This window comes from Dyella sp. RRB7 (genome assembly GCF_022761115.1).
Lineage (GTDB): Bacteria > Pseudomonadota > Gammaproteobacteria > Xanthomonadales > Rhodanobacteraceae > Dyella.
Genome location: NZ_JAKWJS010000001.1, coordinates 1,268,653 through 1,292,140 on the forward strand (window position 1 = coordinate 1,268,653; position 23,488 = coordinate 1,292,140).

Here is a 23,488-nt window from a genome sequence, read left to right on the forward strand (position 1 = left end):
GGCGCATTGTAAAGGATGGATGCGCGGACGCCGCCGTCCGCTGAGGGACGGCGGGCATCCTCAGGCCAGCCCGTGGCTCTTGAGCAGCGCCTCCGGCTCGGGTGCGCGGCCACGGAAGGCGATGAAGCTTTCCAGCGCGGGGCGGCTGGCGCCCACCGCGAGGATCTCGCGGCGGAAACGCTCGCCGGTGGCGCGATCGATCACGCCGTTTTCCTCGAACTCCCCGAACGCATCGGCACTGAGCAGCTCGGCCCACAGGTAGCTGTAGTAACCGGCCGCGTAGCCGCCCGCGAAAATATGCGAGAACGCATGCGGGAAACGCTGCCAGGCCGGCGGATGCAGCACCGCCACTTCGTGGCGCACTTCCTCCAGCACGTCCATGGTGCGCGCGCCCTTGGCCGGGTCGTATTCCAGGTGCAGGCGGAAATCGAACATGGCGAATTCGAGCTGACGCACCAGGAACAGGCCGGCGTGGAAATGGCGCGCCGCCAGCATGCGTTCGAACAACTCGTCGGGCAGGCGCTCGCCGGTTTCGTAGTGACGGGCGAACAGGTCCAGCGCCTCGCGGTTCCAGCCGAAGTTCTCCATGAACTGGCTGGGCAGTTCCACCGCGTCCCACTCCACGCCGTCGATGCCGCCGATGGAGGGCAGCGCGATCTCGGTGAGCAGGTGATGCAGGCCGTGGCCGAACTCGTGGAACAGGGTGAGCACGTCGTCGTGCGTGAGCAGCGCGGGGCGACCTTCGGTCGGCGGAGCGAAGTTGCAGGTGAGGAACGCCACCGGCAATTGCTCATGGTCGCCATCGCGGAAACGCGCGCGGCATACGTCCATCCACGCACCGCCACGCTTGCCGGTGCGCGCGTAGAGATCGACATAGGCGCCGGCGAACACGCGGCCATCGGCGTCGCGCACGTCGTAGTAGCGCACGTCCGGATGCCACACATCGACGCCTTCGCGCACGCTGAGCGAAATGCCGTAGAGGCGCTGGGTGAGGCCGAACAGCCCGTCGATCACCGCCGGCAGCGGGAAATACGGCTTGAGCTGTTCCTCATCCAGGTCGTACTGCTGCTGGCGCAACTTCTCCGAGGCGTAGCCCACGTCCCATGATTCGAGGTTATCGAGCTTGAGTTCGGTGGTGGCGAACTCGCGCAAGCGGTTGAGTTCGTCGCGCGCCACCGGCTTGGCGCGGCTGGCCAGGTCGTGCAGGAAGGCCATCACCTCGGCGGGCGTGCCGGCCATCTTGGTGGCCAGCGATTCCTCGGCGGCGTTGTCGAAGCCGAGCAGCCTGGCGGCCTCGTGGCGCAACGCCATGATGCGCTCGATGCGTTCGCTGTTGTCGTACTTGCCGGCCTGCGGGCCCTGGTCGGAGGCGCGCGTCTGGTAGGCCCAGTACACGCGCTCGCGCAGGCCGCGGTTGTCGGCATAGGTGAGCACCGCCTGCACGCTGGGCTGCTTGAGCGTGACCAGGTAGCCGTCGAGGTTCTGCTCCTTGGCGTACTGGCGCAGCACCGCACGGCCGGATTCGGGAATGCCGGCAAGATCGCGTTCGTCGGTGATGTGCTCATGCCACGCATCGGTGGCGTCGAGCACGGCGTTGGAAAATTCGGTGGACAGTTTGCTCAGCTCCACGCCGATCTCGCGATAGCGCGAACGCGCCGGTTCCTCCAGCGCCACGCCGGACAGGCGGAAGTCGCGCAGGGCGTGTTCCACCAGGGCGCGTTCCGCACGCGGCAGGGTGGCGAAATCGGGGGCGTCGGCCAGCGCCTGCACGGCCTGGTAGAGCGCGCGGTTCTGGCCCACCTCGATGGCGTGGTCGGTGAGCTTTTCCTCCGCCGGGCCGTAGACCTTGCGCAGCGCCTCGCTGTCGGCCACCGAATGCAGATGACCCACCGGCGCCCAGGCGCGTGCCAGGCGCTGTTCCAGGCGTTCCTGGGTCAGCATCACGCTGGCGAAATCGTGCGGAGCGCCGGGGGCGGTCAGCGCGTCGATGCCGGCGCGGTAGTCGGCCAGCAAGGTGTCGATCGCGGGCGTGACGTGCTCGGGGCGGATCTGCGAAAACGCCGGCAAGGTGTCGTCGGCCAGCAGCGGATTATGGTGTTCCATGGATTCTCCTTAGCGCCCGCGGACAGGCCGGCGGGCTGCCCGCCAGCGTGGCGACCCACCCAGGCGAAATCAAGCGGGGAAGCGCGTCCAGGCGGGCTCGCGCTCACGAATTGTCATATCGCGCGCCGTACCATCGGCGCATGCCCATGCCCGATTTCTCCGCCCTGCTGCGTCATTGCGACGTGTTCGGGCATCTGGAGGACGAGGCGCTCGCCGCGCTCGTTCCCGAACTCGAATGGTTTTCACTGCCCGGCGGTCGTGCGCTGTTCCGGCAAGGCGACCCTGCGGACGCGCTGTACCTGGTGGTCAGCGGCAGCCTGGGCGTGTTCGCCGGTCCTACCCAGCGGGTGCGCCTGGTGGCAGCGGGCGACAGCGTGGGCGAGATCGGCCTGATCACCGGCGAACACCGCCAGCACACCGCGCGGGCGTTGCGCGATTCGGAATTGTTGCGGCTGGACCGCGCCGCCTATGAGGCGCTGACCCGGCGGTATCCGCAAGCCATGCTGGGCGTGGCCCGCGTGGCGATCGCCCGGCTGCAGCAACGCATGCGCGGCGATGAAGCGCCCGGGGTCGCACGCACCTTCGCGCTGCTGCCGGCGAACCCGGACGTGCCGGCGCGTTCGCTCGCCATGCAGCTGGCGATGGAGCTGGAGCACTGGGGCAGCTGCATCGTGATCGATGCCGAGCATGGGGTCGGGCGCGGCAGTGACTGGTTCGCCGAGCGCGAGGCCCAGGCGCGCTTCGTGATCTACCTGGACACCACCGGCGACAGCCATTGGCGCCAGCGCTGCCTGCGCCAGGCCGACGTGCTGTTGTTGCCCGCGCTTGCCTCGCAACCGGCACGGCCGTGGCCGGAATCGTCGCTGATGGATCCGTCGCGGGTCGGTCATCGACCGCGTCACCTGATCCTGCTGCAGGCGGGACGCCAGCCCGGGCTTGGCGCCGCGCAGCGCTGGCGCGCGCAATTCAGCGGCGACCTGCAGCACCACCACGTGGGCGGGCGGGCCGACATCGCCCGGTTGGCGCGGCGGGTCAGCGGCAACGCGCGCGGGTTGGTGCTGGCCGGCGGCGGTGCGCGCGGCGTGGCTCATCTCGGAGCCTTGCGTGCCTTGCACGAGGCGGGTCACGAGTTTGACGCGGTGGGTGGTACCAGCATCGGCGCCATCATCGGCGCCGGCGTGGCGGCCGGCTGGGAACTGGACGAGATGGTGGAGATGTTCCGCCGCAGCTTCGTCGAGGGACGCCCGCTGTCGGACTGGACCGTGCCCATCATCGCGCTGACCCGTGGCCGACGCGCGGCGGCGATGCTGCGGCGCGCCTTCGGTGCACTGGACATCGAAGACCTGACGCTGCCGTTCTTCTGCGTCTCCACCTGCCTATCCGGCGAAGGCATGGTGGTGCACCGGCATGGCCCGCTGTGGTTGTGGCTGCGCGCGTCCAGCGCCATTCCGGGCGTGCTGCCACCGGTGCTGCATCACGGCCGTGTCTACGTGGATGGCGCGCTGGTCGACAACCTGCCTACCGACGTGATGGCCGACGATGGCATCGCCCACATCACCGCCGTGGATATCCGCGCCGACATCTCGCTGCTCACCACCGCCGAGGAATACGCCACGCCGCCATGGTGGCAGCTGTTGCTGGGACGCCAGGACATCCAGCGGCCAGGACTGGTATCCACCCTGGTGCGCGCGGCCATGGTCAACAGCGAAGGCCCCAGCGAGCATCGGCGCGAGCGTGCCGACCTGCTGATCACGCCGCCGCTGGAACACATCGGCATGCTGGACTGGAAGGACTGGCACCGCGCGATGGAGTCGGGCTACCTGCACACCCTCAAGATGCTCCAAGCGCAGGCGTGACCGCCGGGATCGCGGCCGGGAGTACCATAGGCCGATGGACCCACTACGCAAATACAAGGGCATCTGGCCCACGCTTCACCAGCGCGTCTATGTCGATCCGGCTGCCACCGTCATCGGTGCGGTGGAACTCGATGACGATGTATCCATCTGGCCCGGCGCGGTATTGCGCGGCGACGTGCACTTCATCCGCATCGGCGCGCGCAGCAACGTGCAGGACGGCGCCGTCATCCACGTCACCCACGATGGCCCGTATTCGCCGGGCGGCTTTCCCACCGTCGTGGGCGAGGGCGTCACCATCGGCCACGGCGCGGTGATCCACGCCTGCACCATCGAGGACTACTGCCTGATCGGCATGCATGCCACCGTGCTCGATGGCGCCACCGTGAAGAAATACGGCTTCGTCGGCGCGGGCAGCTTGATTCCGCCCGGCAAGGTGGTCGGCGAGCGCGAGCTGTGGCTGGGCAACCCGGCCAAGCTGGTGCGCGTGCTCAGCGACAAGCAGATCGAGCAGCTGCACTACTCGGCCGACCACTACGTGCGGCTGAAGGACGAGTACCTCGCCGCGCAATGACGAGGTAGGCGTGCTTACTGCGCTGAGCCGCTCGACGCCGACTGCTGCGCCTGGATGATGGCGGCCTTGGCCTCGTCCTGGCGGATCATGATCTGGCGCTGTGCATCGAGCTTGCCGCCCAGCAGCGAGAGAATGTAGTTGGTGCTGTCGAACTCGCGCAGCAGCGACAGCTCGCGCTGTGCATCGTCCAGTTCGTTGTCGTTGATGGCCCTCTCGACGTCGGCGGAGGCGGCCGGGAACGACTCGTGCAGCTGTTCCAGCGCGGTCTTGTTGCTGGGATCGAGCTGCAGCACGCTGAGGTAGAACTCATAGGCATTGCTGCCCGCCGGCGCCACCAGGCGCTTCTCGGTGACGGCGCTCTTGGCCAGGTCGAGCAGGATGCCCACGCCGCTATCGTCCTTGCCGCCGGACGCCTGCCCGTCCGCTGCCGCGGCAACGCTGGCACCACGGCTGCCGTGCAACCACGCGTAAGCGCCACCCGCGATGGCGATGGCAACGACCAGGGATACGGCAACAAGCGCGCGCTGACGCGGCGCGAGGGAAGCAAGTAGAGACATGACACCGCTGCAGTGGATCGTTACCGCGCACAGGGTCGCCTGCCCTCAGGCGCCCCGGCGGAGGTGTCACATTATCGTTACATGATGTCAGCGATATGACCGGGTTTGGCCGTCCATACGCCAGCGGGAAATCGGACGCGGCAATCGGTGATCCGGCTGTTTGCCAGCCGATCGATCAGAGCCGGAACTCGATGCGCTGGCGCACCTGGGCCGCCACCGGCTTGCCGTCCTGCATGCCCGGCGTGAACTGCCAGCGTGCAACCGCGCTGAGCGCGGCGCGATCGAATACGTACTTGGGCTCGGCATCGGCTACGGCAGCATTGGTCACGGTGCCGTTGGGCTGCACGGTGAAGGTGACGTCCACCCAACCCTGTCGCCGCATGCGGCGCGCATCGACCGGATAGACCGGTTCGACGCGAGAGGTCAGCACCGGCACGGCGCCGCCGCTGGCATCCGTGGCGACCGGCGTCGACGTGCGCGGATGCACCGCCGAGCGCGGTGCGGCCTCCACCGTGGTGGACTCCACATGCAGCTGTGCGATGGCCTGCTCCGATGCGCTCGGCGCGGTCGCCGGGCGAGCGGCAGGCTGGGATGCCGGCGCAACGGGAACGGCGGCGATCGCCGGCGCGGGTGCCGGCGCCGAGGGATGCGTCGCCGCGCCGGTCGGCTGCTCGTGCTTGCCGGCAGCCGTGGCAGCGGCGGCCTGCTGGGCGGCCGCATCGCGCTGCGCCTGCAACTTGGTCTGCAGCAGGGTCAAGGTGTAGTTCTGTGGATCGGCGCGGGTGAGCAGATCGATCTGGCGCTGCGCTTCGGCATCGTCACCGTCGTCGATGGTGTGCTCGGCGACCTGGGCCGCAAACGGGAAGATCTCGCGCAAGGCATCCTGCGCCACCCGGTTGCCGGGCTCGCGCTTGAGCACCGCCAGGTACAGCTCGAAGGCATTGTTGCCGACCGGCGCAAGCAGGCGCTGTTCGGCCATGGCCTGGCGCGCCTGCTGCAGCAGATCGCCGGTGGCCGTGCCGTCGTGCGCGGCGGGGCCGGCGGCTGTCACCGCCACGGGTGCTGGCTCGTCGACCTCGGCCTGTGCCTTGAGCAGCCAGAAAATCACCGCGCCGCCAATGGCGACCAGCCCCAGGACGATCACGAACAAGTAGCGGGCAACGCCCAGGGTACGACGACGCAAAGCAGCGGATGACATGGGCGACGCCAGGTGAACGGTAAAGACCGGCGCGCAGCTTAGTCAGGTCATGTTGCGAAGATGTTGCCTCGCAACACTATCTGTGACGCAGTTCACACTGCGGCGACCAGTGGATCGCCGCATGCGAATCACGCGCCGTGCCGGCTCAGTGTCCCGGCAGCAGGCTGCTGTCGGGTGAGCCATCCGGATGGGCAAGCCAGGACACGCGATTGCGCTGCCCGGGGCAGCCCTGACCATTGCTGTCGCTGGTCAACGCGCCGGCCTGCGTGGTCAACGACGCGCGATAGCAGCCGCCCAGCGAATCGCGGAAGGCAAAGTCCTGTGCGCTCTGCTGCCCGCTGTGGCCGGTGACGGCACCGCTGGCATCCAACGCCAGCGTATCGGCGCTGTCGACCCTGTTGTCGATATCGGCGGCATACACCGTCATGCCGAGCAGGCGACGCTCGTCATGCTGGCGATAGCCTTGGTGCACCGTGCTGCCCGAGCTGCTGCTGCCGTCGCTGGCCAGCAACTGGTTGTAGTCGAGCGCGAAGGGATAACTGAAGCGCTCGCGACGTTCCACCGTGAGCAGGTTGCCGACATGGCTCTGGCTGACGCTGTCGGACCAGGCGTACTGCCAGGTTTGCTGGCGATACGTGCTGCTGTTGATGGTGAAACGCTGGCGGTCATCGAAGCCCACGTCCTGCGTCACCGTGCTGGTGATGCGGCCATGCGAGGTGGTTGCGTAGCCTTCGATGACGAAGTGACGGTTGAGTCGCGTGGTGATGTCGCCCGAGGTGTTGCCACTGCTGTCGGTGGCCAGCGTGCTGCCGATGCGGGGCGTCGGTGCCTGGCCCGCCAGGGTGTTGCGCGTGATCCGGCCACTGACCTGCTTGGTATGGGCATCGCGATAGACCAGCAGCGTGGCGGTGGCGGAGAAGTAACCGTTGGCGCCGGCCACCTGCAAAGCCACTTCATGCGGGTTGCCATCGCTGAGCTGGCCGGCGAACGGCGTCAGGTCGACGCGATACGGCATGAAGTCGAGCGTCTGCACGCCGGGCGTGGGACGCCACAGGTACGGATCGATACCGCCGGTATAGATCCACGGATACACCGGCGCCACGCCAGCCGGCTGGCCATCGATGCTGATCTCCGCCTCGCGGAAGTTGCCGCCGCCACACTCCTGCACCTGCGCGGCGTAGGCGTTGGGCACGCAGGTGTACCAGAACTCGTCGCCGCTCTGGCTCTGCGTGAACACATCCAGGTACGCGCGTTCCACGTTGCGCGGCAAGCTGAGCGTGCGCGCCAACGTGTCGGTCGGTGAATTGAGCGTGGTGGTGCTGCCCACCGGATCGGACCCCAGCGGATACACCGCATCGGGCACATCGGCCGCACGCACCTGCGCGCTGGCCGGGTAGAACAGCAGCCGCGCGGTACCGTGGATCACGCCGGTGTACGTGCTGTTCACCACGTTGCCGATGATGGCCTGGCCCTGCCCGGCACGACGCAACAAGGTGGCGTAATCGGTGAGGTCGCGCTCGACATGCCAGCTCGGCGCGACTGCCGCGGAAGGTTCCTGCGTAGTGCCGAAATAGAGATTCACGCCGCCCAGCCAGAGCGTGGCGGTGCGGTCGTACTGGCGCCCCGCGGTGACCGAGAAATCCGCCTCCAGCACCACCTTGGCCCACGGGCCGCCACACCCGCCGGGTGGCGCGTAGCTGTAAGGCCGTGCATTGAAATCGGTAAACGTCACATCGGTGAACAACACCACCTGGCACGGCGGTCCCGGCGGGCGCGGCACGCCCGGGTCGGCCACCACCACGTTGCTTGATCCGATCACCGGATCGGCGCTGGCTTGCGCGACCAGCCCACCGGCCAGCGCCAACAGCACGCCGGTCAACACCAGACGACGGCGAAACCATCCCTTGGGCACCATAACGTTCACTCCCCGCGATGTGCCCCCTGCGCCGCGCACGCTATCACGTGCACCCGGCCGGGGTCACAGCCCATGGGACGTCCATCCGGCCACGCCGTGCATGGCGCGCCGATCCGTGACCCTGGTCGTGAAGGAGGCGTCAGACGGCGCGGGTGGCCGCTTCGAGCGCCGCCAGGTAAGCCAGGGCCTGCATGCGATCGTCGCCGCACATCGCCGCCTCGGCTCGAAGCCCCGCGCAGACGGGAGGCCGCTCCGGCCGGCCAAAGATGGCGCAACGGTTGTCGTCGGTAAGCTGCACGCAACGCACACCGGCGGGCTTGCTCAACGGCATTCCCGGAATCGGCGAGGAGATCGACGGCGCGATGCAGCAGGCGCCGCAACCGGCGCGGCAGCGCAACGCCGTCACCCTTCGACGCCTTGGTGACGGCGATGCCGCATGACCTTCAGCCGTACTGCTGGCGCAGCTGGGCGTACACCGGGTCGGTATCCGGGCGCTGGCCGTGCCACAGCTCGAAGGCATCGGCGGCGGTTTCCACCAGCATGCCCAGGCCGTCGAACGCGTAGCGTGCGCCGGCCGTGCGCGCCCAGGCGAGGAAGCCGGTGGCGGCCTCGCCATAGGAAAGGTCGTAGCACAGCGCACGATTGCCCACGATGGCGAACGGCAAATCGAGCGACGCGCCGAGCACGCCGGCCGAGGTGGCGTTGACGATCAGGTCGAAGGCGCCCAGGTCGGCCAGGTCTTCCCAGTAGCGCGTATGCGCACGCGCCGGGTCGCCGATGGCGTCGGCCAGCGCATCGGCCGTTTCGGGCGTGCGGTTGACGATGGTGAGCGTTTCCACGCCCGCGTCGAGCAACGCCCAGGCCGCGCCGTGGGCAGCGCCGCCAGCGCCGAGCAGCAACGCGGTATGGCCGCGCAGGTCGACCTCATGGCGCTCGGTGATGTCGCGCACCATGCCGTCGCCATCGGTGTTGTGGGCAGCGAGCCGGCCGTCGGGCAGGGCGGTGAGCACATTGGCGCTGCCGGCGCGGCTGGCCGCTTCGCTGCGCTCATGCGCCAGCGCGAAGGCGGCGGCCTTGTGCGGCAGGGTCACGTTGGCGCCGCGCCCGCCCTCGGCAAAGAACTGGTGCACGGCGGCGTTGAAGGCGTCCGGTGCGGCATCGATGGTGCGGTATTCCAGCTCCAGCCCGAACTGGTGGGCGAAGGCCTGGTGAATCTGCGGCGAGAGCGAATGGCTGATGGGGTGGCCAAATACCGCGAACTGTCCTGCACTCATGCGAGCTCCTGGTGACGTCGATGCCGGGAGGTCTGCCGCCCGGTGCTAAGCCAGGCATTTTAGCCCGCGCGGGCGCGCCATCGCAGGTTTTGAGATCGGGCTGCCGCAGGCTGTGCCCCCTACCCACCGACTGGACCACCACGATGCGCCCGACCCATCCGCAAGCCGCTCTCCACGAACGCCTGCTCGGCGCATCCCTGTTGTGGCTGCTGGCTGGCGTGGTGTTGCTGCTGACCACGCTGGTGCCCGCGCGCACCGAACTGCTGGGCTGGACGCCGGCGTTCTGGCTGGTCGGCGCCCCGCTGGTGGTGGTGCTGGCGCTGGAGCCCTCGCTGCCGCGCCAGCTGCTTGCCTTGCTGCGCCCGCGCCGCCAGCGCGCACCCCAGCCGATCTGGCACTGAATTCCGCTTGGCAGTGGATACCGCGGCCGGAGGCGCCGCGGTTGGCAGCTCCGCGCGATGGCCTTGGATGGCTGGGCACATCGCCGGGGCGGCGCGAGGGATCGCGCCTGGTGTTGCCGGCAGTCCATGGAGGGACTGCCGCATGCCTACTAGCCGGGCTTGCCCAGGCGCTTGCGTTCCATGCGGCGCAGGAACTCCTGCATGATGCGCAGATAAAGCTCGTCGCCGAGATAGGCATCCTCGACGCCCGCATCGATCGACGGGTTGTCGTTCACCTCGATCACCACCGGCTTGTCGCCGGCCTGCTTGAGGTCCACGCCGTACAGGCCATCGCCCACCGCCTGGGTGGCCTTGAGCGCCAGCTTCACCACTTCGGCCGGCGCGTCGCGCACGGCGATGGTTTCGAAACCGCCCGACTTGGCCGTGCCCTTGGCGCCATGGTTGTAGATCTGCCAGTGGCCGCGCGACATGTAGTACTTGCAGGCATACAACGGCTCGTTGTTGAACACGCCGATGCGCCAGTCGAACCCGGTATAGACGAACTCCTGCACCAGCAGCAGCGCACTGTGCTGGAACAGTTCGGCGGCGGCCTTGCCCAGCGCCTCCTCGGTTTCCACCTTGACCACGCCGCGCGAGAACGAGCCGTCGGGAATCTTCAGCACCAGCGGGTAGCCGAGCCGCGCGGCGACTTCCTTCAGGCCCTTGGCGTCGTCGCGGTAGAGGATCTCCGTGCGCGGCACGGCGAGCTTGCGCGACACCATCAGGTCGTTGAGGAAGATCTTGTTGGTGCAACGCAGGATCGAGGTCGGGTCGTCGATCACCACCATGCCTTCCTTCTCCGCGCGGTGCGCAAAGCGGTAGGTGTGGTTGTCGCTGGCGGTGGTTTCGCGGATGAACAGGCCGTCGTACTCGGCCAGGCGCTGGTAGTCGTTCTTGCCGATGGGATCGACCTCGATGCCCAGTTCCTTGCCGGCGGCGATGAACGACTTCAACGCCTTCTTGTTCGACGGCGGCATCTGTTCGGCCGGGTCGACCAGCATGGCGATGTCGTAGCGGAACTGCCTGCGCGCCTTGGGCTTGCGCCACAGCTTCTTGCTGAAGCGGTCCAGCTCCTCGGCGAAAGCGTCTTCCTGCTGGTCGACCAGGGTGTGCAGGCCCACCGGCTTGATCGCGCTGATCTGCCACACGCGGTCGCGCTCGAACTCGATGCGCAGCAGCGGGCAGGGGAACATTTCGAACACCTGGCGCGCAAGATCCTGCAACGCGGGGTAGGCGGTCTGGCCGAAGTACACCAGGATGCCGAAGTCGGTGGTGTCGCGCCCGCCCGCCGGCAGGAAATGGGTGAGCCGGGTGCTGAGGTCCTCGATGTCCAGGCCGTACAGCGAGCGGCGGCGCAGGTCGTTCACCGTGCGCACCGACGGCATCACGCGATGCCCGCGCGCCTCGGCCAGCAGCGACACGTAATAGCCGGTGCCCAGGTACTTGTAGCTGCGACAAAGGTTGATGACGTGCGTGCGCTCGTCGTCGCCGCCCACCGGCTCGCGCAGGTAGTCCATCGCGGTGACCACGTCCACGGACGGGTAGTAGGAGCTCCAGTCGGAAGCTTTCTCGACGACGATGACGAGCCGGGTCATGACACCTCTGTCGGATGGAACGGAGGTAGTGTCGTCACGCGGGGAAAACGGGGCGGCACCGCACAAGGCGCGCAGTGTGGCACAGGAAGCGGCGTGGCACTGAAGCTGGCTTAAATGCGCCACAAGTCATCATTGCCCCCGAAGGACCCGGAGACTAGAGTGCGCCGCTTGCCTTTCCTCCTGCCCCGCGAGATCCGCCCCTGATGACCCCCATGCCCGCGACCGCCGCCGTGCGCGTGCGCCGTGCTGAACTCTCCGATCTCGATGACCTCGTCGCGCTGGAGGAACACAGCTTCGCCACCGACCGCCTGAGCCGGGCGCAATATCGCCGCCATCTGGACAGCGAGACCGCACAGGTACTGGTGGCCAGCGCCAATCATCGACGCTTCCTGGGCACGGCGGTGGTGTTTTTCCGCAAGGGCACGCAGGTGGCGCGGCTGTATTCGATAGCCACCCGCGCCGAAGCGCGCGGCAAGGGCGTGGGCTCGGCCCTGCTGGACGCGGCCGAGCACGCGGCCAGGCGCCGTCGCTGCAAGGTGCTGCGATTGGAAGTGCGCACCGACAACGACGATGCCATCCGCCTGTACGAACGCCTGGGTTACCAGCGCATCGGCCACTACGCGCGCTATTACGGCGATGGCGCCGATGCGTGGCGGTATGAGAAGGCGCTGGCCTGATTCCCTCTCCCCACAGGAGAGGGGAAGAAGAGCTTAGAACGGCTGCGCGATCTTCTGCTCCGTCGCTTCATCCGGCCGCGCCACCAGCGCCCCGGTGCGCAGCAGGCTCACTGTGTAATGGCCCTGGTCCACCAGCGGCAGAAACACGCCGCTGCCGAACAGCACGTCCACGTCGGGCACCCATTGCGGATACTGCTTGTGCAGGTCGAGCAGGTCGAAACCGCCAGCCTCGTTGAAGTCGATCACCGTGCGCGGTGCCTGGGCCTCATCGGTGGGGTCGTCGTAGCGGCCGGACAGGCGGTCCAGGCGGTACAGCGGCGGCAACCCGGCCAGCATGGCCGGCAGTTTCCACTTCAGCACCACGGCTTCCACGCGCCAGGCATCGCCGGCCAGCATCAGCTGGCGCGTCGCGCCATCGGGCCAGTGCAGCACCAGCGACCAGCGCTGCGGCGAGAGAATGTGCGCGTCGATCTCCACCACCGGCGTTTCCTCGGCCAGCAGGCGGTAGCCACGCAGGGCGAAGCCTGCCCCGGTCAGCGCCAGGGTCAGCGCGAACGACACCAGCAACACCAGCGCCCGCCAGCTGGCGGCCAGTCGCTGCCCGTCGTGCAGGCGCTGGCGCAGGACCACCAGCTGCACCAGGGTGAACATCAGTGCGATCACCGCCAGGATCAGCAGGATCGTCGTCGGCATGCGCAACAGCGCGGTCCAGTCCATCGTCGTACTTCTGCTTCGCGTACCGCGCGCGGGCGGCGACGGCGGCATGATAGCGGCTGACTGGGCGGGTTAGCGGGCGGTCGCCACGTTTTTGAGGCTTCCCTATACTGCGGCGGTCCCTGCCGGAAACCTTCCCATGCGTCGATCCCTGTTGCTGCTACCGCTGTGTTCCGTGTTTGCCCTGCTCGCCGGCTGCGGCAACAAGGGGCCGCTGTACATTCCCAAGCCGACGCCAGCCCCTGCGGCGGCGCCGGTCCATCCGGCCGCACCGGCAGCCACCGTCACCACGGCGTCACCCGCCGCGCCCGCACCGGTGCACGGCTTCGTGACGGACCTGAAGGCCTTCGACGCCTTTATCGCCACGCACCCGACGCCGGAACAGTTCCGCACGGCCTATCCGGACGTGCTGCTGGTGACGCCAGGCATGCCGAGCACGCGCGAGCTGCGCAACAACAACAGCCGCTACTTCGCGGAGCTGGACAAGGACGGCCGCATCACCGGCGGCAAGTTCATGTGATGAAGCTGGCCTTTACCAAGATGCATGGCATCGGCAACGACTTCGTGATGGTCGATTGCCGGCATCGCCCGTTTCCGCTCGATGCGGCGCAGATCCGCGCCATCGGCGACCGCCATGCCGGCGTGGGCTTCGACCAGCTGATCAGCATCGAGCCCCGGCGCGATCCTTCCTGTGCCTTCTACTACGGCATCTGGAACACCGACGGTTCGCCCGCGGGCCAGTGCGGCAACGGCGTGCGCTGCGTGACGGCGTGGTTGCACCGCGCGGGCGAGCTGGCGGTGGGCGACACCGTGCGGCTGGAGAGTCCTTCCGGCCCGGTCACGGTGCGCCTGCTCGGTCCCTATGAAGTCACCGTGGACATGGGCGTGCCCGCGTTCGAGCCGGCGCGCATACCGTTTCGCGCCGAGGCCGAGGCGGACAGCTACGCCATCGAGGTGGGCGACCAGTCGCTGCAGATCGGCGCCGTATCGATGGGCAACCCGCACGCTGTAACCGTGGTGCCCGACCTGGGCGCGCCGACGCTGTTCCGCTGGGGCCCGTTGCTGTCGACCCATGAGCGTTTCCCGAAAGGCGCCAACGCGGGCTTCGTGCAGGTGGTCAACCGCGAGCAGCTGCGTCTGCGCGTGCACGAGCGCGGCAGCGGCTGGACGCTGGCCTGCGGCACCGGCGCCTGCGCGGCCGTGGCGGTGATGCGTCGCCGCGGCGAAGTGGATGACCGCGTGCGGGTCAGCCTGCCCGGCGGCAAGCTGACGATCGATTGGGCCGGTCCCGGCCATACCCTGTGGATGACCGGGCCCGCGGCCTTCGTGTTCGAAGGCGAATGGCTGGGTTCGGGGCCGGCACGTTGAAAGCCGATGCCCGGGCATCGCACACTCCCGGCAGCGACGCACCGTCCCTGCCACCTGGTTTGAGGTAACCGCGCATGTCCGACACCGCACTCGCCGACACCCTGAGCGCCAGCGACGTGGCCGCGTATCTGCGCCGTCATCCCGAATTCCTCGGCGACTTTCCCGACCTTGCCGCCCAGCTCACGCTGCCACGCGAGCAAGGCCCGGTGGCTTCGCTGGCCGTCTACCAGTTGCAAAGCCTGCGCGAGAAGAACGCCGAGCTGGAACGCCAGCTCGCCGGCCTGATCGCCATCGCCGCGGAAAACGAACGCCTGATGCAGCGCGTGCACGACCTCAACGTCGCCGTGCTGCGGGCCACCACCCCGGCGGTGGCGGCGCGCAGTGTGGTGGCGCGGCTGGCCGACGATTTCAAGACCGACCAGGTACGCCTGCTGCTGTTCGGACCGATCGGCCTGCCGCCGGCGGACTGGCTGGTGCATGTGCCGGGCGGACGCTCGGCGATGCCGGAGTTCAACGACTTCCTGGCCCACCACGAGCCGGTGGCCGGCCGCCTGTCGGCCGAGCGGCTGTATCGGCTGTTTGGCGATCACGCGCCGGAAATCCGCTCCGCCGCCATCATGCCGCTGGGCGAGTTCGGCATCCTGGCCATCGGCAGCGGCGACCCCGACCATTTCCAGCCCGGCATGGGCACGCTGTTCCTGAAGATGATCGCCTCCACCGTTACCGCCGCGCTGCGCCGCTCGCACGAAGGCGTCTGACGCCGGCCATGACGCCCTCCCAACAGGTCGACGCGTGGCTTACCCGTCTGGCGGGCGAGCGGCAGGCGTCGGTGCACACGGTCGACGGTTATCGCCGCGACCTGGCCAAGCTGCTGCGCTGGATGGAAGCCCAGGGCGTGGCCACCTTCGATGCGCTGGAACCCAACCGCATGCGCAGCTTCGTGGCCACCGAGCATCGCGGCGGGCTGTCGCCCAAGAGCCTGCAGCGCCTGTTGTCGTCCTGCCGCAGCCTGTTCCGCCAGCTGACCCGCGAAGGCCAGCTGGCGCACGACCCGCTGGCCGGCGTGCGCGGGCCCAAGGTGCACCGCAAGCTGCCGCAGGTGCTCGACGTGGACGAGGCCACCGCGCTGGTGGAAACGCAGGGCGACGGCGCACTGAGCCTGCGCGACCGCGCCATGCTGGAGCTGTTCTATTCCTCCGGCCTGCGCCTGTCCGAACTCACCGGCCTGCGTTGGGGTGACCTGCAGCTCGACGCCGGCGAGGTGCGGGTGCTGGGCAAGGGCAGTAAGACGCGCATCGTACCGGTGGGCCGGCATGCGATAAACGCGCTGCGCGCGCTGGGCCACGCCGAAGGCATGACACCGGAATCCCCGGTGTTTCGCGGGCGCGCGGGCGCACCGATCAACCCGCGCACGGTGCAGCTGCGCATGAAGAAACTGGCGCTGCTGCAGGGCATGGCCAAGCACGTGCATCCGCATCTGCTGCGCCACACCTTCGCCAGCCACATGCTGGAATCCTCCGGCGACCTGCGCGCGGTGCAGGAACTGCTCGGCCACGCCGACATCGCCACCACGCAGATCTATACCCACCTGGATTTCCAGCACCTGGCCAAGGTGTACGACGCGGCGCACCCGCGCGCGCGGCGCAAATAGCCGTTCGGGGCCATGGCGGGCGCCATGGCTTGGATTCCGGCGCCACGGCCCCACCTCTGGCGGACCCATTGTTCGCGGAGCTCCCCATGGAATCCTTTCACGCCACCACCATCGTCTCGGTGCGCCGTCACGGCCGCGTGGTGATCGGCGGCGACGGCCAGGTCACCCTCGGCAACACGGTGATGAAGGCCAATGCGCGCAAGATCCGCCGCCTGGGCAAGGGCGACGTGCTGGCGGGCTTCGCCGGCGCCACCGCCGACGCCTTTACCCTGTTCGAGCTGTTCGAGCAGAAGCTGGACAAGCACGGCGGCAACCTTACCCGCTCGGCGGTGGAACTGGCCAAGGAATGGCGTACTGATCGCCGCCTGGGCCGCCTGGAAGCCATGCTGGCCGTGGCCGACAAGGACGCCTCGCTGCTGATCTCCGGCAACGGCGACGTGCTGGAGCCCGAGCACGGCCTGATCGCCATCGGCTCAGGCGGCCCGTATGCGCAGTCCGCCGCGCTGGCGCTGATGGAAAACACCGACCTCGATCCGCGCGCCATCGTCGAGCGCGCGCTGAAGATCGCCGGCGACATCTGCATCTACACCAACCACAACACCACGATCGAAGAGCTGTAAGCGCGCTTCGGTAGCGTCATCCCGGCGAAGGCCGGGATCCAGCGTCTTTCGCGCACCGCCAAGGCACTGGATTCCAGCGTGCGCTGGAATGACCGGCAGGCAAGACCACACTCTCTGGTGACCCCATGTCCGAACTCACTCCCCGCGAAATCGTCAACGAACTCGACCGCTACATCATCGGCCAGCACGACGCCAAGCGCGCCGTGGCCATTGCGCTGCGCAACCGCTGGCGCCGCATGCAGCTGGAGCCGGGCATGCGTGACGAGGTGACGCCCAAGAACATCCTGATGATCGGCCCCACCGGCGTGGGCAAGACCGAGATCGCCCGCCGCCTGGCCACGCTGGCCAACGCGCCGTTCGTGAAGGTGGAAGCCACCAAGTTCACCGAGGTGGGTTATGTGGGCAAGGACGTCGAGTCGATCGTGCGCGACCTGGCCGACGTGGCCTACAAACTGACCCGCGAACAGGCCATGAAGCGCGTGCGCTCGCAGGCCGAGGACCGCGCCGAGGACCGCATCCTCGATGCGCTGTTGCCGCGCCGCCAGCAGCCCACCGACTGGAGCCACGACGCCACGCCGTCCAGCGACGCCCACAACGACACCCGCCAGAAGCTGCGCAAGCAACTGCGCGAAGGCGCGCTGGACGAGCGCGAGATCGAGCTGGACTTCGCCATGAACGTGGGCGTGGAGATCATGTCGCCCCCGGGCATGGAGGAAATGGGCCAGCAGCTGCGCCAGATGTTCCAGAACATCGGCGGCGCCAAGACCCAGCAGCGCAAGCTGGCGATCAAGCTGGCCCGCCCGCTGCTGATCGACGAGGAAGCGGCCAAGCTGCTCAACGACGAGGAAGTGCGCGCCCAGGCGATGGAAGCGGCCGAGCAGAACGGCATCGTCTTCATCGACGAGATCGACAAGGTGGCGCAGCGCTCCGAGTGGGGCGGCGCCGGGGTCAGCCGCGAAGGCGTGCAGCGCGACCTGCTGCCGCTGGTGGAAGGCTCCACCGTGTCGACCAAGTACGGCCCGATCAAGACCGACCACATGCTGTTCATCGCCTCCGGCGCGTTCTCGCTGGCCAAGCCCTCGGACCTGATCCCGGAACTGCAGGGCCGCCTGCCGATCCGCGTGGAGCTGTCGGCGCTGTCGGTGGGCGACTTCAAGCGCATCCTGCGCGAGCCGAATAACGCCTTGACCAAGCAGTACGTCGCCCTGCTGGGCACCGAGGGCGTCACGGTCGAGTTCACCGAGTCCGGCGTGGACCGGCTGGCCGAAGTGGCCTTCCAGGTGAACGAGCGCACCGAGAACATCGGCGCCCGCCGCCTGCACACGGTGATGGAACGGCTGCTGGAAAAGATCTCCTACGAAGCTGCAGACAAATCCGGCGAAAATTACCTAATTGACGCCGAATATGTCGATAAAAATCTGGGAACTCTGGTCCAGGACGAGGATCTTAGCCGTTACATCCTGTAAACAAGGGGAAAGCCCCCAGCTGTTAAAATTATGACCATGGGTACTGTGATTGAACTGAAAACCACCGGCCAGCGGGCTCAGTTGCGCGAGGCGCAGCAGCAGCACCAGCTGGTCCGGTTATGGCGCGGCGAGCTTGAACACGGCAGCTTCTGTGGTTACGTGGGCGGCGTCGGCCGCGAATTCTTCCTGCTGTGGGTGGTCGGTGACGGCATCACCTACGACGGCATGTACGTGATGCGCCACCGCGACGTCTCCGAGCTGGAGGCGCCGGACAAGCACGCCGTCTTCATGGAGAAGGCGCTTAACCTCAAGCACCTGATGCCACGCACGCCGCGGGGCTTCCCGCTGGACGACATCCGCAGCGTGATCCAGGCCGCCGCCGCGCTGGCGCCGGTGATCGGCGTGCACGTGGACAGCGAGGACGAGTCGGAGGTCTGTTACATCGGCCGGCTGGTCAGCGTGGAGGAAGACGGCTTCAACATGCAGGAGATCTCGCCGGACGCCGAATGGCTGCGCGAGGCCTCGTTCTTCTCGTGGGACGAGGTATCCACCGTCAGCATCGAGGACGGCTACGCCACCTCGCTGCTCGCCGTGGCCGGCACGCCGCCGCCGCTGGAGCAGGGCGATACGGGCGTGGGGCACGTGCCTGCCTGACGCCAGCCGCATGGAAGGCCGCTCCCCGGGGCGGCCTTTTTGCTTTATGGCCCGTCATCCCCGCGAAAGCGGGAACGACGGGTGAATTGCCCTCAGCGCGTCGTCGCCGGAGCAGGCACGGGCGCCTTGGCCGCATTGACCGGCAACGGCGTGCCCTTTATCTGCTGCTGAAAGAAATTCTCGATCAGGTGATACACGTGGGTGCGCTGGCCCGGCAGGTTGAGGCCGTGCTTGGCGCCCGGGTAAGCCATGAACTGGAACTGGGTGCCGCGCTTCTGCAGCTCCGCCATCAGCTCGGTGGAGTTGAGGAACAGCACGTTGTCGTCGGCCATGCCATGCACCAGGTACAGCTTGGCGGTGAGCCCGTCGAGCCAGGCCAGTGGTGAACTGCGCGTGTAGCCGGCGTCGTTGTCCTGCGGGCGGCCCAGGTAGCGCTCGGTGTAGAAGGTGTCGTACAGGCGCCAGTTGGTCACCGGCGCCACCGCCACGCCGCCGGCCAGTTCGTCGGAGGCCTTGGACAGCATCATGGTGGTCATGTAGCCGCCGTAGCTCCAGCCGAACACGCCGATGCGCCGGCCATCGACCCATGGCTGCGACTTGAGCCAGTGGATGCCCACCAGCTGGTCGTCCACTTCGACCGCGCCCAGCTGCTGGTAGATCGCGTTCTCGAACTTGCGTCCGCGCCGCGCCATGCCGCGGTTGTCCAGGGTGAACACCACGAAGCCCTGGTTGGCCATGTACTGGTTGAAGTAATCGCCCCAGGCATTGGTGACCAGCTGCGCGCTGGGGCCGCCGTAGTACATGTCGAACACCGGGTACTTCTTCGACGGGTCGAAGCCGGCGGGTTTGTACAGGCGGTAGTACAGGGTCTGTCCGTCGGCAGCCTGCAGCGTGCCGAATTCCGGCTTGATCAGGCTGTCGCGGTACGGCCAGAACGGGTGTTTCTCGTCGAGCTTGTTGGGCTCGATCCAACTGGCCAGGGCGCCGTCGGGCTTGTGCACGCTCACCTGGGGCGGCGTGTCCACGCTGGAGAAGTTGTCGAGGTAGAACGCCGCGTTGGGCGCGAATTCCGCCATATGCGTGCCGGCTCCCTGGCTGATGCGCACCGGCGCAGTCGCCGTGCTGCCATCGAGCTTGAGCGCATACACCTGGCGCTCGGGCACGGCGTCCTTGTTGGAGCTCACGTATACGGTGCCGTCGTGCTCGTTCACCGCGAGCACGCCGTCGATCTGCCACTCGCCCGCGCTCACGGCATGCCGGAGCTTGCCGTCGAGGCCGTACAGGTACAGGTGGTGATAACCGCTGCGCTCGCTGCCCCACAGGAAGGCCTTGCCGTCCTTGAGGAAGGTGAGGTCGTTGTTGAGGTTGATCCAGCTGTCGCTGCTCTCGCTGAGCAGGGTGCGCTGCGCCAGCGTCTTCGCATCGACCAGGCGCAGGTCCAGCTGTTGCTGGCTGCGCGGCATGCGCTGGTAGGCGAGGTGCCTGGCGTCGGGCAGCCAGTTGACGCGGGTGAGGTAGATGTCGGGGTCTTTCCCTAAGTCGATCCAGCGTGTTGGGCCGCCGGCCGGCGAGACCAGGCCCAGCTTCACCGCGACATTGGGCGTGCCCGCCGCCGGGTAGCGCTGGTCGATCACTTCGGTGTGGTCCGCATACAGCTCGGTGCGCTTGGTCACCGGCACCTTGGCCTCGTCGAAGCGCTCGAAGGCGATGGCCGAATCGTCCGGCGCCCACCAGTAGCCACTGCTGCGATCCATCTCTTCCTGCGCCACGAACTCGGCCTCGCCGTTGTGCACGGTGCCGCCGCCATCGTGGGTGAGTTGCTTCGCTTCGCCGCTGCCGAGGTCGATCACCCACAGGTTCTGGTCGCGCAGGAAGGACACGTAGCGGCCCTTGGGCGAGATGCGCGGATCGATCACGTTGTCGCCGGTGTCCAGCAGCCTGGGCGCCGCGTCGGGCGTGGCCAGCGCATAGACGTACAGCTTGCCGCCGATGGGAAACAGCAGCTGCCTGCCATCAGGCGACCATTGGTAGCTGACGATGCCATGCAGGCCGGCGGTGCGTTCGCGCTCGCGGCGCGCCTTCTCGGCGTCGGACAACTGCTCGCCATTGGGTTCGAGCTTCTTCGAATCCACCAGCAGGCGCGTGCTGTTGTCCTTGAGCTGGTATTCCCACAGATCGAGCTGGAACTGGTCGTCCGGTCGCGCGCGCAGGAAGGTGACGCGGCTGCCATCGGGCGAGATCTGCAGGCCGCGCGGGGCGGGCCCAGCCAGGCTGCCGCCGTCGAAAATGCGTTCAATCGTGAGTTTTTCGGCCATGGTCGGCAGGGCCACCATCGTCAGGGCGGCAAAAAGGAGGGCGCGCATGGGTACTTCCTTGGGCGACGCGTCGTACGCAAGAACAAGCGGCGATTAGAACGCGTGAAGCCCGAGGAAACCAGCGATTTTTGCAGGGACGTTGCGAAACAACGTGCCTGCGAAAGTCGCGTGCGAGGGCAACCTTCCTCGACGCAGCCGACCTCCCCCTTGATCGTCATCCCCGCGAAAGCGGGGATGACGAGCGGCTTACCCCTTCGCACCCTGCCCGAACAGCACCTTGCGTGCCTCTTCATCCGCAGTGAGATCAAAGCGACCCTTGATTTCCTCGCCCAGCGCATAGGCGCGCTGGGTGGCGGGACGCGCGCGGATGGCTTCGAACCAGGCCTTCAGGTGCGGGAAATCCTCCAGCACCATGCCCTGGTTTTCGTACGGCACGATCCACGGATAAGCCGCCATGTCGGCGATGGTGTAGTCCTTGCCGGCGATGAAGGCGTGCCCTTCCAGGCGCTTGTTCAACACGCCGTAGAGGCGGCGCGTCTCGTTCACGTAGCGGTCGATGGCGTAGGGAATCTTTTCCGGCGCATAGCGGCTGAAGTGGTGGTTCTGGCCCAGCATCGGCCCGAGTCCGCCCACCTGCCAGTACAACCACTCCAGCACCGTGTAGCGACCGCGCGTATCGGTGGGGAGAAAGCGCCCGCTCTTTTCGGCCAGGTACTGCAGGATCGCACCCGACTCGAACACGCTGATGGGCTCGCCGCCATCGGCCGGCGCGGTATCGACCATGGCCGGCATGCGGTTGTTGGGCGAAATGGCCAGGAACGCCGGCTGGAACTGTTCGCCCTTGCCGATGTTCACCGGCTTGATGGTGTAGGGCAGGCCGGACTCTTCCAGCAACAGGGTGATCTTGTGGCCGTTGGGCGTGGGCCAGTAATGCAGCTCGATCATGGGGGCTTCCTCGGGGCGGGCGATCCAATGGATGGTCGGGGCAGCCGACGGGCTTTCAAGCGGCCACGGTGGCCGGGCTCCGTCAACCTGGCTTCCCCGGCCCGCGTTCGGGAGCGAGTACCCCACTGGAGCACACCCATGAACCGTCTTTCCCGTTTCGCCGCGCTGGCGCTTGGCCTTGCCCTGGCAGGCACCGCCCTGGCCCAGCCGCAGGACAGCACCGGCCCCGCGCACCAGGGCCAGCATGCGGCCAACCCGCAGCAACAGATGGCCCACCTCACCAAACAACTGCAGCTCACCGCCGACCAGCAGGCCAAGATCGGACCTATCCTGCAAAACCGCGACCAGCAGATCCAGGCGCTGCGCGCGGACACCAGCCTCAGCCCGTCCGACCGGCGTGCCAAGGTCATGACGATCGTGCAGGACAGCACCAAGCAGGTCGACGCGCTGCTCACCGATGCCCAACGCGACCAGTGGAAGGCGTTGCGCGAGAAAGCCATGGAGCACGCACAGGAACATCGTGGCCAGGGTGCGCCTTCTTCCTCGGGCAGCAGCGGCGGCTGAGCACCCGCACGCCTGATCCGTCATCCCGGCCCGCGTCGGGATGACGCTCCCGAACCCCATCACGTATGCTGCTGCGTTTGTCGCATTCGCAGTGATGGAGCAGTCATGACCCGCGTCGTCGTTGTCGGCAGCATCAATATGGACCTGGTGACGCTGGCGCCCCGCTTCGCCGCACCGGGTGAAACCATTCTCGGCGAACGCTTCCTTACCGTGCACGGCGGCAAGGGCGCCAACCAGGCGGTAGCCGCCGCGCGCCTGGGCGCCGAGGTCGCGCTCGTGGGCGCACTCGGCGACGATGCCTTCGGCACGCAACTGCACGAAGGGCTGGCCCGCGAGGGCGTATCACTGGAACACGTGGCGCGCATCGCCGACTGCGGCAGCGGCACCGCGTCCATCACCGTGGCCGAAGGCGAAAACCACATCATCGTGGTGCCTGCCGCCAATGCGCGCGTGACGCCCGCGCAGATCGAACGCGCCCAGTCCACCCTGGCCAGCGCGGATGCCGTCCTGGTGCAGATGGAAATTCCGCTGGACGCGATCGAGGCCACGCTGCGCCTGGGCCATCGCCTGGGCAAACCGGTGATCCTCAATCCTGCGCCGGCGCAGCCGCTGCCGATCGAATGGCTGAAGCTTGCACGCTATCTCACGCCCAACCAGCACGAGCTGGCGATACTGCTGGGCGCCGATGCCGACGAGGATTTCCGTTCCCTGATGCAGCGTGCGCCAGCACCGGTCGTGCTCACCCGTGGTGGCGATGGCGCCTGGTACCGCGATGGCGGTGAGCCCGCACACCAGCCGGGCTTCAAGGTCGACGTGGTGGATACCACCGGCGCCGGCGACACCTTCAACGCCGCGCTGGCGGTGTTCCTGCAGCAGGGCTTGCCCGTGGCGGTGCGAAAGGCCTGCGCCGCCGCCGCGCTGTCAGTGACGCGCCTGGGCGCACAAGGCGGCATGCCGCGCCTTGCCGAACTGGAGGCGTGGCTGGCGCACGCATGAATCGCGCAC

Annotated in this window: 24 protein-coding genes; 14 read left to right on the top strand and 10 right to left on the bottom strand. The window is 67.7% G+C overall.

Annotated features, from left to right (window positions below; translation table 11 throughout):
- Nucleotides 1–60 precede the first annotated feature (60 nt).
- Nucleotides 61–2,103: a M3 family metallopeptidase gene (locus tag MJ606_RS05730; RefSeq protein WP_243048427.1), complete on the bottom strand. Its 2,043-nt coding sequence runs from the start codon at nt 2,101–2,103 to the stop codon at nt 61–63.
- A gap of 146 nt (nt 2,104–2,249) precedes the next feature.
- Between MJ606_RS05730 and MJ606_RS05735 the strand changes: the two genes are divergently transcribed.
- Together MJ606_RS05735 and MJ606_RS05740 are read left to right on the top strand one after the other, a co-directional pair.
- The gene (locus MJ606_RS05735; protein WP_243048428.1) at nt 2,250–3,959 is read left to right on the top strand and encodes a patatin-like phospholipase family protein; all 1,710 of its coding nucleotides are present in this window, start codon (nt 2,250–2,252) and stop codon (nt 3,957–3,959) included.
- A 34-nt stretch (nt 3,960–3,993) separates the two neighbouring features.
- Nucleotides 3,994–4,530, top strand: a complete 537-nt coding sequence (locus MJ606_RS05740) for a gamma carbonic anhydrase family protein (RefSeq protein ID WP_243048429.1) — start codon at nt 3,994–3,996, stop codon at nt 4,528–4,530.
- Between the two features lie 14 nt (nt 4,531–4,544).
- Here the strand turns inward: MJ606_RS05740 and MJ606_RS05745 are convergent, their stop codons facing one another.
- The 4 genes from MJ606_RS05745 to MJ606_RS05760 form a co-directional block, all read right to left on the bottom strand.
- Nucleotides 4,545–5,087, bottom strand: coding sequence for a hypothetical protein (locus tag MJ606_RS05745; protein WP_243048430.1), 543 nt, complete (start codon nt 5,085–5,087; stop codon nt 4,545–4,547).
- Between the two features lie 175 nt (nt 5,088–5,262).
- Nucleotides 5,263–6,285 carry an energy transducer TonB gene (locus MJ606_RS05750; RefSeq protein WP_243048431.1) on the bottom strand — a complete coding sequence of 341 codons (1,023 nt, stop codon included), beginning with the start codon at nt 6,283–6,285 and terminating at the stop codon, nt 5,263–5,265.
- Between the two features lie 145 nt (nt 6,286–6,430).
- Nucleotides 6,431–8,200, bottom strand: coding sequence for a peptide-N4-asparagine amidase (locus tag MJ606_RS05755; RefSeq protein ID WP_243048432.1), 1,770 nt, complete (start codon nt 8,198–8,200; stop codon nt 6,431–6,433).
- A gap of 139 nt (nt 8,201–8,339) precedes the next feature.
- Nucleotides 8,340–8,564: a proteinase inhibitor gene (locus MJ606_RS05760; RefSeq protein ID WP_243048601.1), complete on the bottom strand. Its 225-nt coding sequence runs from the start codon at nt 8,562–8,564 to the stop codon at nt 8,340–8,342.
- Here MJ606_RS05760 and MJ606_RS18380 point away from each other — a divergent pair.
- Nucleotides 8,518–8,640: a hypothetical protein gene (locus MJ606_RS18380; RefSeq protein WP_343214798.1), complete on the top strand. Its 123-nt coding sequence runs from the start codon at nt 8,518–8,520 to the stop codon at nt 8,638–8,640. The genes MJ606_RS05760 and MJ606_RS18380 overlap by 47 nt on opposite strands.
- A 3-nt stretch (nt 8,641–8,643) precedes the next feature.
- Here the strand turns inward: MJ606_RS18380 and aroE are convergent, their stop codons facing one another.
- Complete coding sequence (aroE, locus tag MJ606_RS05765; protein ID WP_243048433.1) at nt 8,644–9,474, bottom strand: shikimate dehydrogenase; 831 nt, start codon at nt 9,472–9,474, stop codon at nt 8,644–8,646.
- Nucleotides 9,475–9,617: 143 nt separating this feature from the next.
- Between aroE and MJ606_RS05770 the strand changes: the two genes are divergently transcribed.
- Entirely contained in the window at nt 9,618–9,875 is a 258-nt protein-coding gene (locus tag MJ606_RS05770; protein ID WP_243048434.1) for a hypothetical protein, read from the top strand.
- A gap of 149 nt (nt 9,876–10,024) precedes the next feature.
- Here the strand turns inward: MJ606_RS05770 and MJ606_RS05775 are convergent, their stop codons facing one another.
- Nucleotides 10,025–11,509, bottom strand: coding sequence for a RimK family protein (locus MJ606_RS05775; protein ID WP_243048435.1), 1,485 nt, complete (start codon nt 11,507–11,509; stop codon nt 10,025–10,027).
- Nucleotides 11,510–11,721: 212 nt separating this feature from the next.
- Between MJ606_RS05775 and MJ606_RS05780 the strand changes: the two genes are divergently transcribed.
- Nucleotides 11,722–12,186, top strand: coding sequence for a GNAT family N-acetyltransferase (locus MJ606_RS05780; protein ID WP_243048436.1), 465 nt, complete (start codon nt 11,722–11,724; stop codon nt 12,184–12,186).
- 33 nt (nt 12,187–12,219) lie between these two features.
- Here MJ606_RS05780 and MJ606_RS05785 read toward each other — a convergent pair whose 3' ends face one another.
- On the bottom strand, nt 12,220–12,903 hold the full coding sequence (locus MJ606_RS05785) for a hypothetical protein (RefSeq protein WP_243048437.1): 684 nt from the start codon (nt 12,901–12,903) through the stop codon (nt 12,220–12,222).
- A gap of 136 nt (nt 12,904–13,039) precedes the next feature.
- Between MJ606_RS05785 and MJ606_RS05790 the strand changes: the two genes are divergently transcribed.
- The 7 genes from MJ606_RS05790 to MJ606_RS05820 all read left to right on the top strand — a co-directional run bounded on the left by MJ606_RS05790 (nt 13,040) and on the right by MJ606_RS05820 (nt 18,659).
- Nucleotides 13,040–13,420, top strand: a complete 381-nt coding sequence (locus MJ606_RS05790; RefSeq protein ID WP_243048438.1) for a lipoprotein — start codon at nt 13,040–13,042, stop codon at nt 13,418–13,420.
- Nucleotides 13,420–14,268, top strand: a complete 849-nt coding sequence (gene dapF, locus MJ606_RS05795) for a diaminopimelate epimerase (protein WP_243048439.1) — start codon at nt 13,420–13,422, stop codon at nt 14,266–14,268. The genes MJ606_RS05790 and dapF overlap by 1 nt, the downstream gene beginning before the upstream one ends.
- Nucleotides 14,269–14,342: 74 nt before the next feature.
- Nucleotides 14,343–15,026, top strand: coding sequence for a DUF484 family protein (locus MJ606_RS05800; RefSeq protein WP_243048440.1), 684 nt, complete (start codon nt 14,343–14,345; stop codon nt 15,024–15,026).
- A gap of 8 nt (nt 15,027–15,034) precedes the next feature.
- Nucleotides 15,035–15,919 (top strand): tyrosine recombinase XerC, encoded by an 885-nt coding sequence (gene xerC / locus MJ606_RS05805; RefSeq protein ID WP_243048441.1) that lies wholly within the window; start codon nt 15,035–15,037, stop codon nt 15,917–15,919.
- 86 nt (nt 15,920–16,005) lie between these two features.
- Entirely contained in the window at nt 16,006–16,539 is a 534-nt protein-coding gene (gene hslV, locus MJ606_RS05810; RefSeq protein ID WP_243048442.1) for an ATP-dependent protease subunit HslV, read from the top strand.
- Nucleotides 16,540–16,664: 125 nt separating this feature from the next.
- Nucleotides 16,665–18,005, top strand: coding sequence for an ATP-dependent protease ATPase subunit HslU (gene hslU, locus MJ606_RS05815; RefSeq protein ID WP_243048443.1), 1,341 nt, complete (start codon nt 16,665–16,667; stop codon nt 18,003–18,005).
- Between the two features lie 36 nt (nt 18,006–18,041).
- Nucleotides 18,042–18,659, top strand: coding sequence for a hypothetical protein (locus MJ606_RS05820; RefSeq protein ID WP_243048444.1), 618 nt, complete (start codon nt 18,042–18,044; stop codon nt 18,657–18,659).
- Between the two features lie 92 nt (nt 18,660–18,751).
- Here the strand turns inward: MJ606_RS05820 and MJ606_RS05825 are convergent, their stop codons facing one another.
- Nucleotides 18,752–21,022 carry a DPP IV N-terminal domain-containing protein gene (locus tag MJ606_RS05825; protein ID WP_243048445.1) on the bottom strand — a complete coding sequence of 757 codons (2,271 nt, stop codon included), beginning with the start codon at nt 21,020–21,022 and terminating at the stop codon, nt 18,752–18,754.
- Nucleotides 21,023–21,220: 198 nt separating this feature from the next.
- Nucleotides 21,221–21,919: a glutathione binding-like protein gene (locus MJ606_RS05830; RefSeq protein WP_243048446.1), complete on the bottom strand. Its 699-nt coding sequence runs from the start codon at nt 21,917–21,919 to the stop codon at nt 21,221–21,223.
- Nucleotides 21,920–22,057: 138 nt separating this feature from the next.
- Here MJ606_RS05830 and MJ606_RS05835 point away from each other — a divergent pair, with 138 nt between their 5' ends.
- Complete coding sequence (locus MJ606_RS05835; RefSeq protein ID WP_243048447.1) at nt 22,058–22,483, top strand: hypothetical protein; 426 nt, start codon at nt 22,058–22,060, stop codon at nt 22,481–22,483.
- 105 nt (nt 22,484–22,588) lie between these two features.
- Nucleotides 22,589–23,479 (top strand): ribokinase, encoded by an 891-nt coding sequence (rbsK, locus tag MJ606_RS05840; RefSeq protein ID WP_243048448.1) that lies wholly within the window; start codon nt 22,589–22,591, stop codon nt 23,477–23,479.
- Nucleotides 23,480–23,488: the final 9 nt, after the last annotated feature.

What these genes read in the sequence shown, in the direction of transcription:
- MJ606_RS05730 (WP_243048427.1), bottom strand. Translation starts at nt 2,103, where the DNA reads ATGGAACACCATAATCCGCTGCTGGCCGACGACACCTTGCCGGCGTTT.
- MJ606_RS05735 (WP_243048428.1), top strand. Translation starts at nt 2,250, where the DNA reads ATGCCCGATTTCTCCGCCCTGCTGCGTCATTGCGACGTGTTCGGGCAT.
- MJ606_RS05740 (WP_243048429.1), top strand. Translation starts at nt 3,994, where the DNA reads ATGGACCCACTACGCAAATACAAGGGCATCTGGCCCACGCTTCACCAG.
- MJ606_RS05745 (WP_243048430.1), bottom strand. Translation starts at nt 5,087, where the DNA reads ATGTCTCTACTTGCTTCCCTCGCGCCGCGTCAGCGCGCGCTTGTTGCC.
- MJ606_RS05750 (WP_243048431.1), bottom strand. Translation starts at nt 6,285, where the DNA reads ATGTCATCCGCTGCTTTGCGTCGTCGTACCCTGGGCGTTGCCCGCTAC.
- MJ606_RS05755 (WP_243048432.1), bottom strand. Translation starts at nt 8,200, where the DNA reads ATGGTGCCCAAGGGATGGTTTCGCCGTCGTCTGGTGTTGACCGGCGTG.
- aroE (WP_243048433.1), bottom strand. Translation starts at nt 9,474, where the DNA reads ATGAGTGCAGGACAGTTCGCGGTATTTGGCCACCCCATCAGCCATTCG.
- MJ606_RS05770 (WP_243048434.1), top strand. Translation starts at nt 9,618, where the DNA reads ATGCGCCCGACCCATCCGCAAGCCGCTCTCCACGAACGCCTGCTCGGC.
- MJ606_RS05775 (WP_243048435.1), bottom strand. Translation starts at nt 11,509, where the DNA reads ATGACCCGGCTCGTCATCGTCGTCGAGAAAGCTTCCGACTGGAGCTCC.
- MJ606_RS05780 (WP_243048436.1), top strand. Translation starts at nt 11,722, where the DNA reads ATGCCCGCGACCGCCGCCGTGCGCGTGCGCCGTGCTGAACTCTCCGAT.
- MJ606_RS05785 (WP_243048437.1), bottom strand. Translation starts at nt 12,903, where the DNA reads ATGGACTGGACCGCGCTGTTGCGCATGCCGACGACGATCCTGCTGATC.
- MJ606_RS05790 (WP_243048438.1), top strand. Translation starts at nt 13,040, where the DNA reads ATGCGTCGATCCCTGTTGCTGCTACCGCTGTGTTCCGTGTTTGCCCTG.
- dapF (WP_243048439.1), top strand. Translation starts at nt 13,420, where the DNA reads ATGAAGCTGGCCTTTACCAAGATGCATGGCATCGGCAACGACTTCGTG.
- MJ606_RS05800 (WP_243048440.1), top strand. Translation starts at nt 14,343, where the DNA reads ATGTCCGACACCGCACTCGCCGACACCCTGAGCGCCAGCGACGTGGCC.
- xerC (WP_243048441.1), top strand. Translation starts at nt 15,035, where the DNA reads ATGACGCCCTCCCAACAGGTCGACGCGTGGCTTACCCGTCTGGCGGGC.
- hslV (WP_243048442.1), top strand. Translation starts at nt 16,006, where the DNA reads ATGGAATCCTTTCACGCCACCACCATCGTCTCGGTGCGCCGTCACGGC.
- hslU (WP_243048443.1), top strand. Translation starts at nt 16,665, where the DNA reads ATGTCCGAACTCACTCCCCGCGAAATCGTCAACGAACTCGACCGCTAC.
- MJ606_RS05820 (WP_243048444.1), top strand. Translation starts at nt 18,042, where the DNA reads ATGGGTACTGTGATTGAACTGAAAACCACCGGCCAGCGGGCTCAGTTG.
- MJ606_RS05825 (WP_243048445.1), bottom strand. Translation starts at nt 21,022, where the DNA reads ATGCGCGCCCTCCTTTTTGCCGCCCTGACGATGGTGGCCCTGCCGACC.
- MJ606_RS05830 (WP_243048446.1), bottom strand. Translation starts at nt 21,919, where the DNA reads ATGATCGAGCTGCATTACTGGCCCACGCCCAACGGCCACAAGATCACC.
- MJ606_RS05835 (WP_243048447.1), top strand. Translation starts at nt 22,058, where the DNA reads ATGAACCGTCTTTCCCGTTTCGCCGCGCTGGCGCTTGGCCTTGCCCTG.
- rbsK (WP_243048448.1), top strand. Translation starts at nt 22,589, where the DNA reads ATGACCCGCGTCGTCGTTGTCGGCAGCATCAATATGGACCTGGTGACG.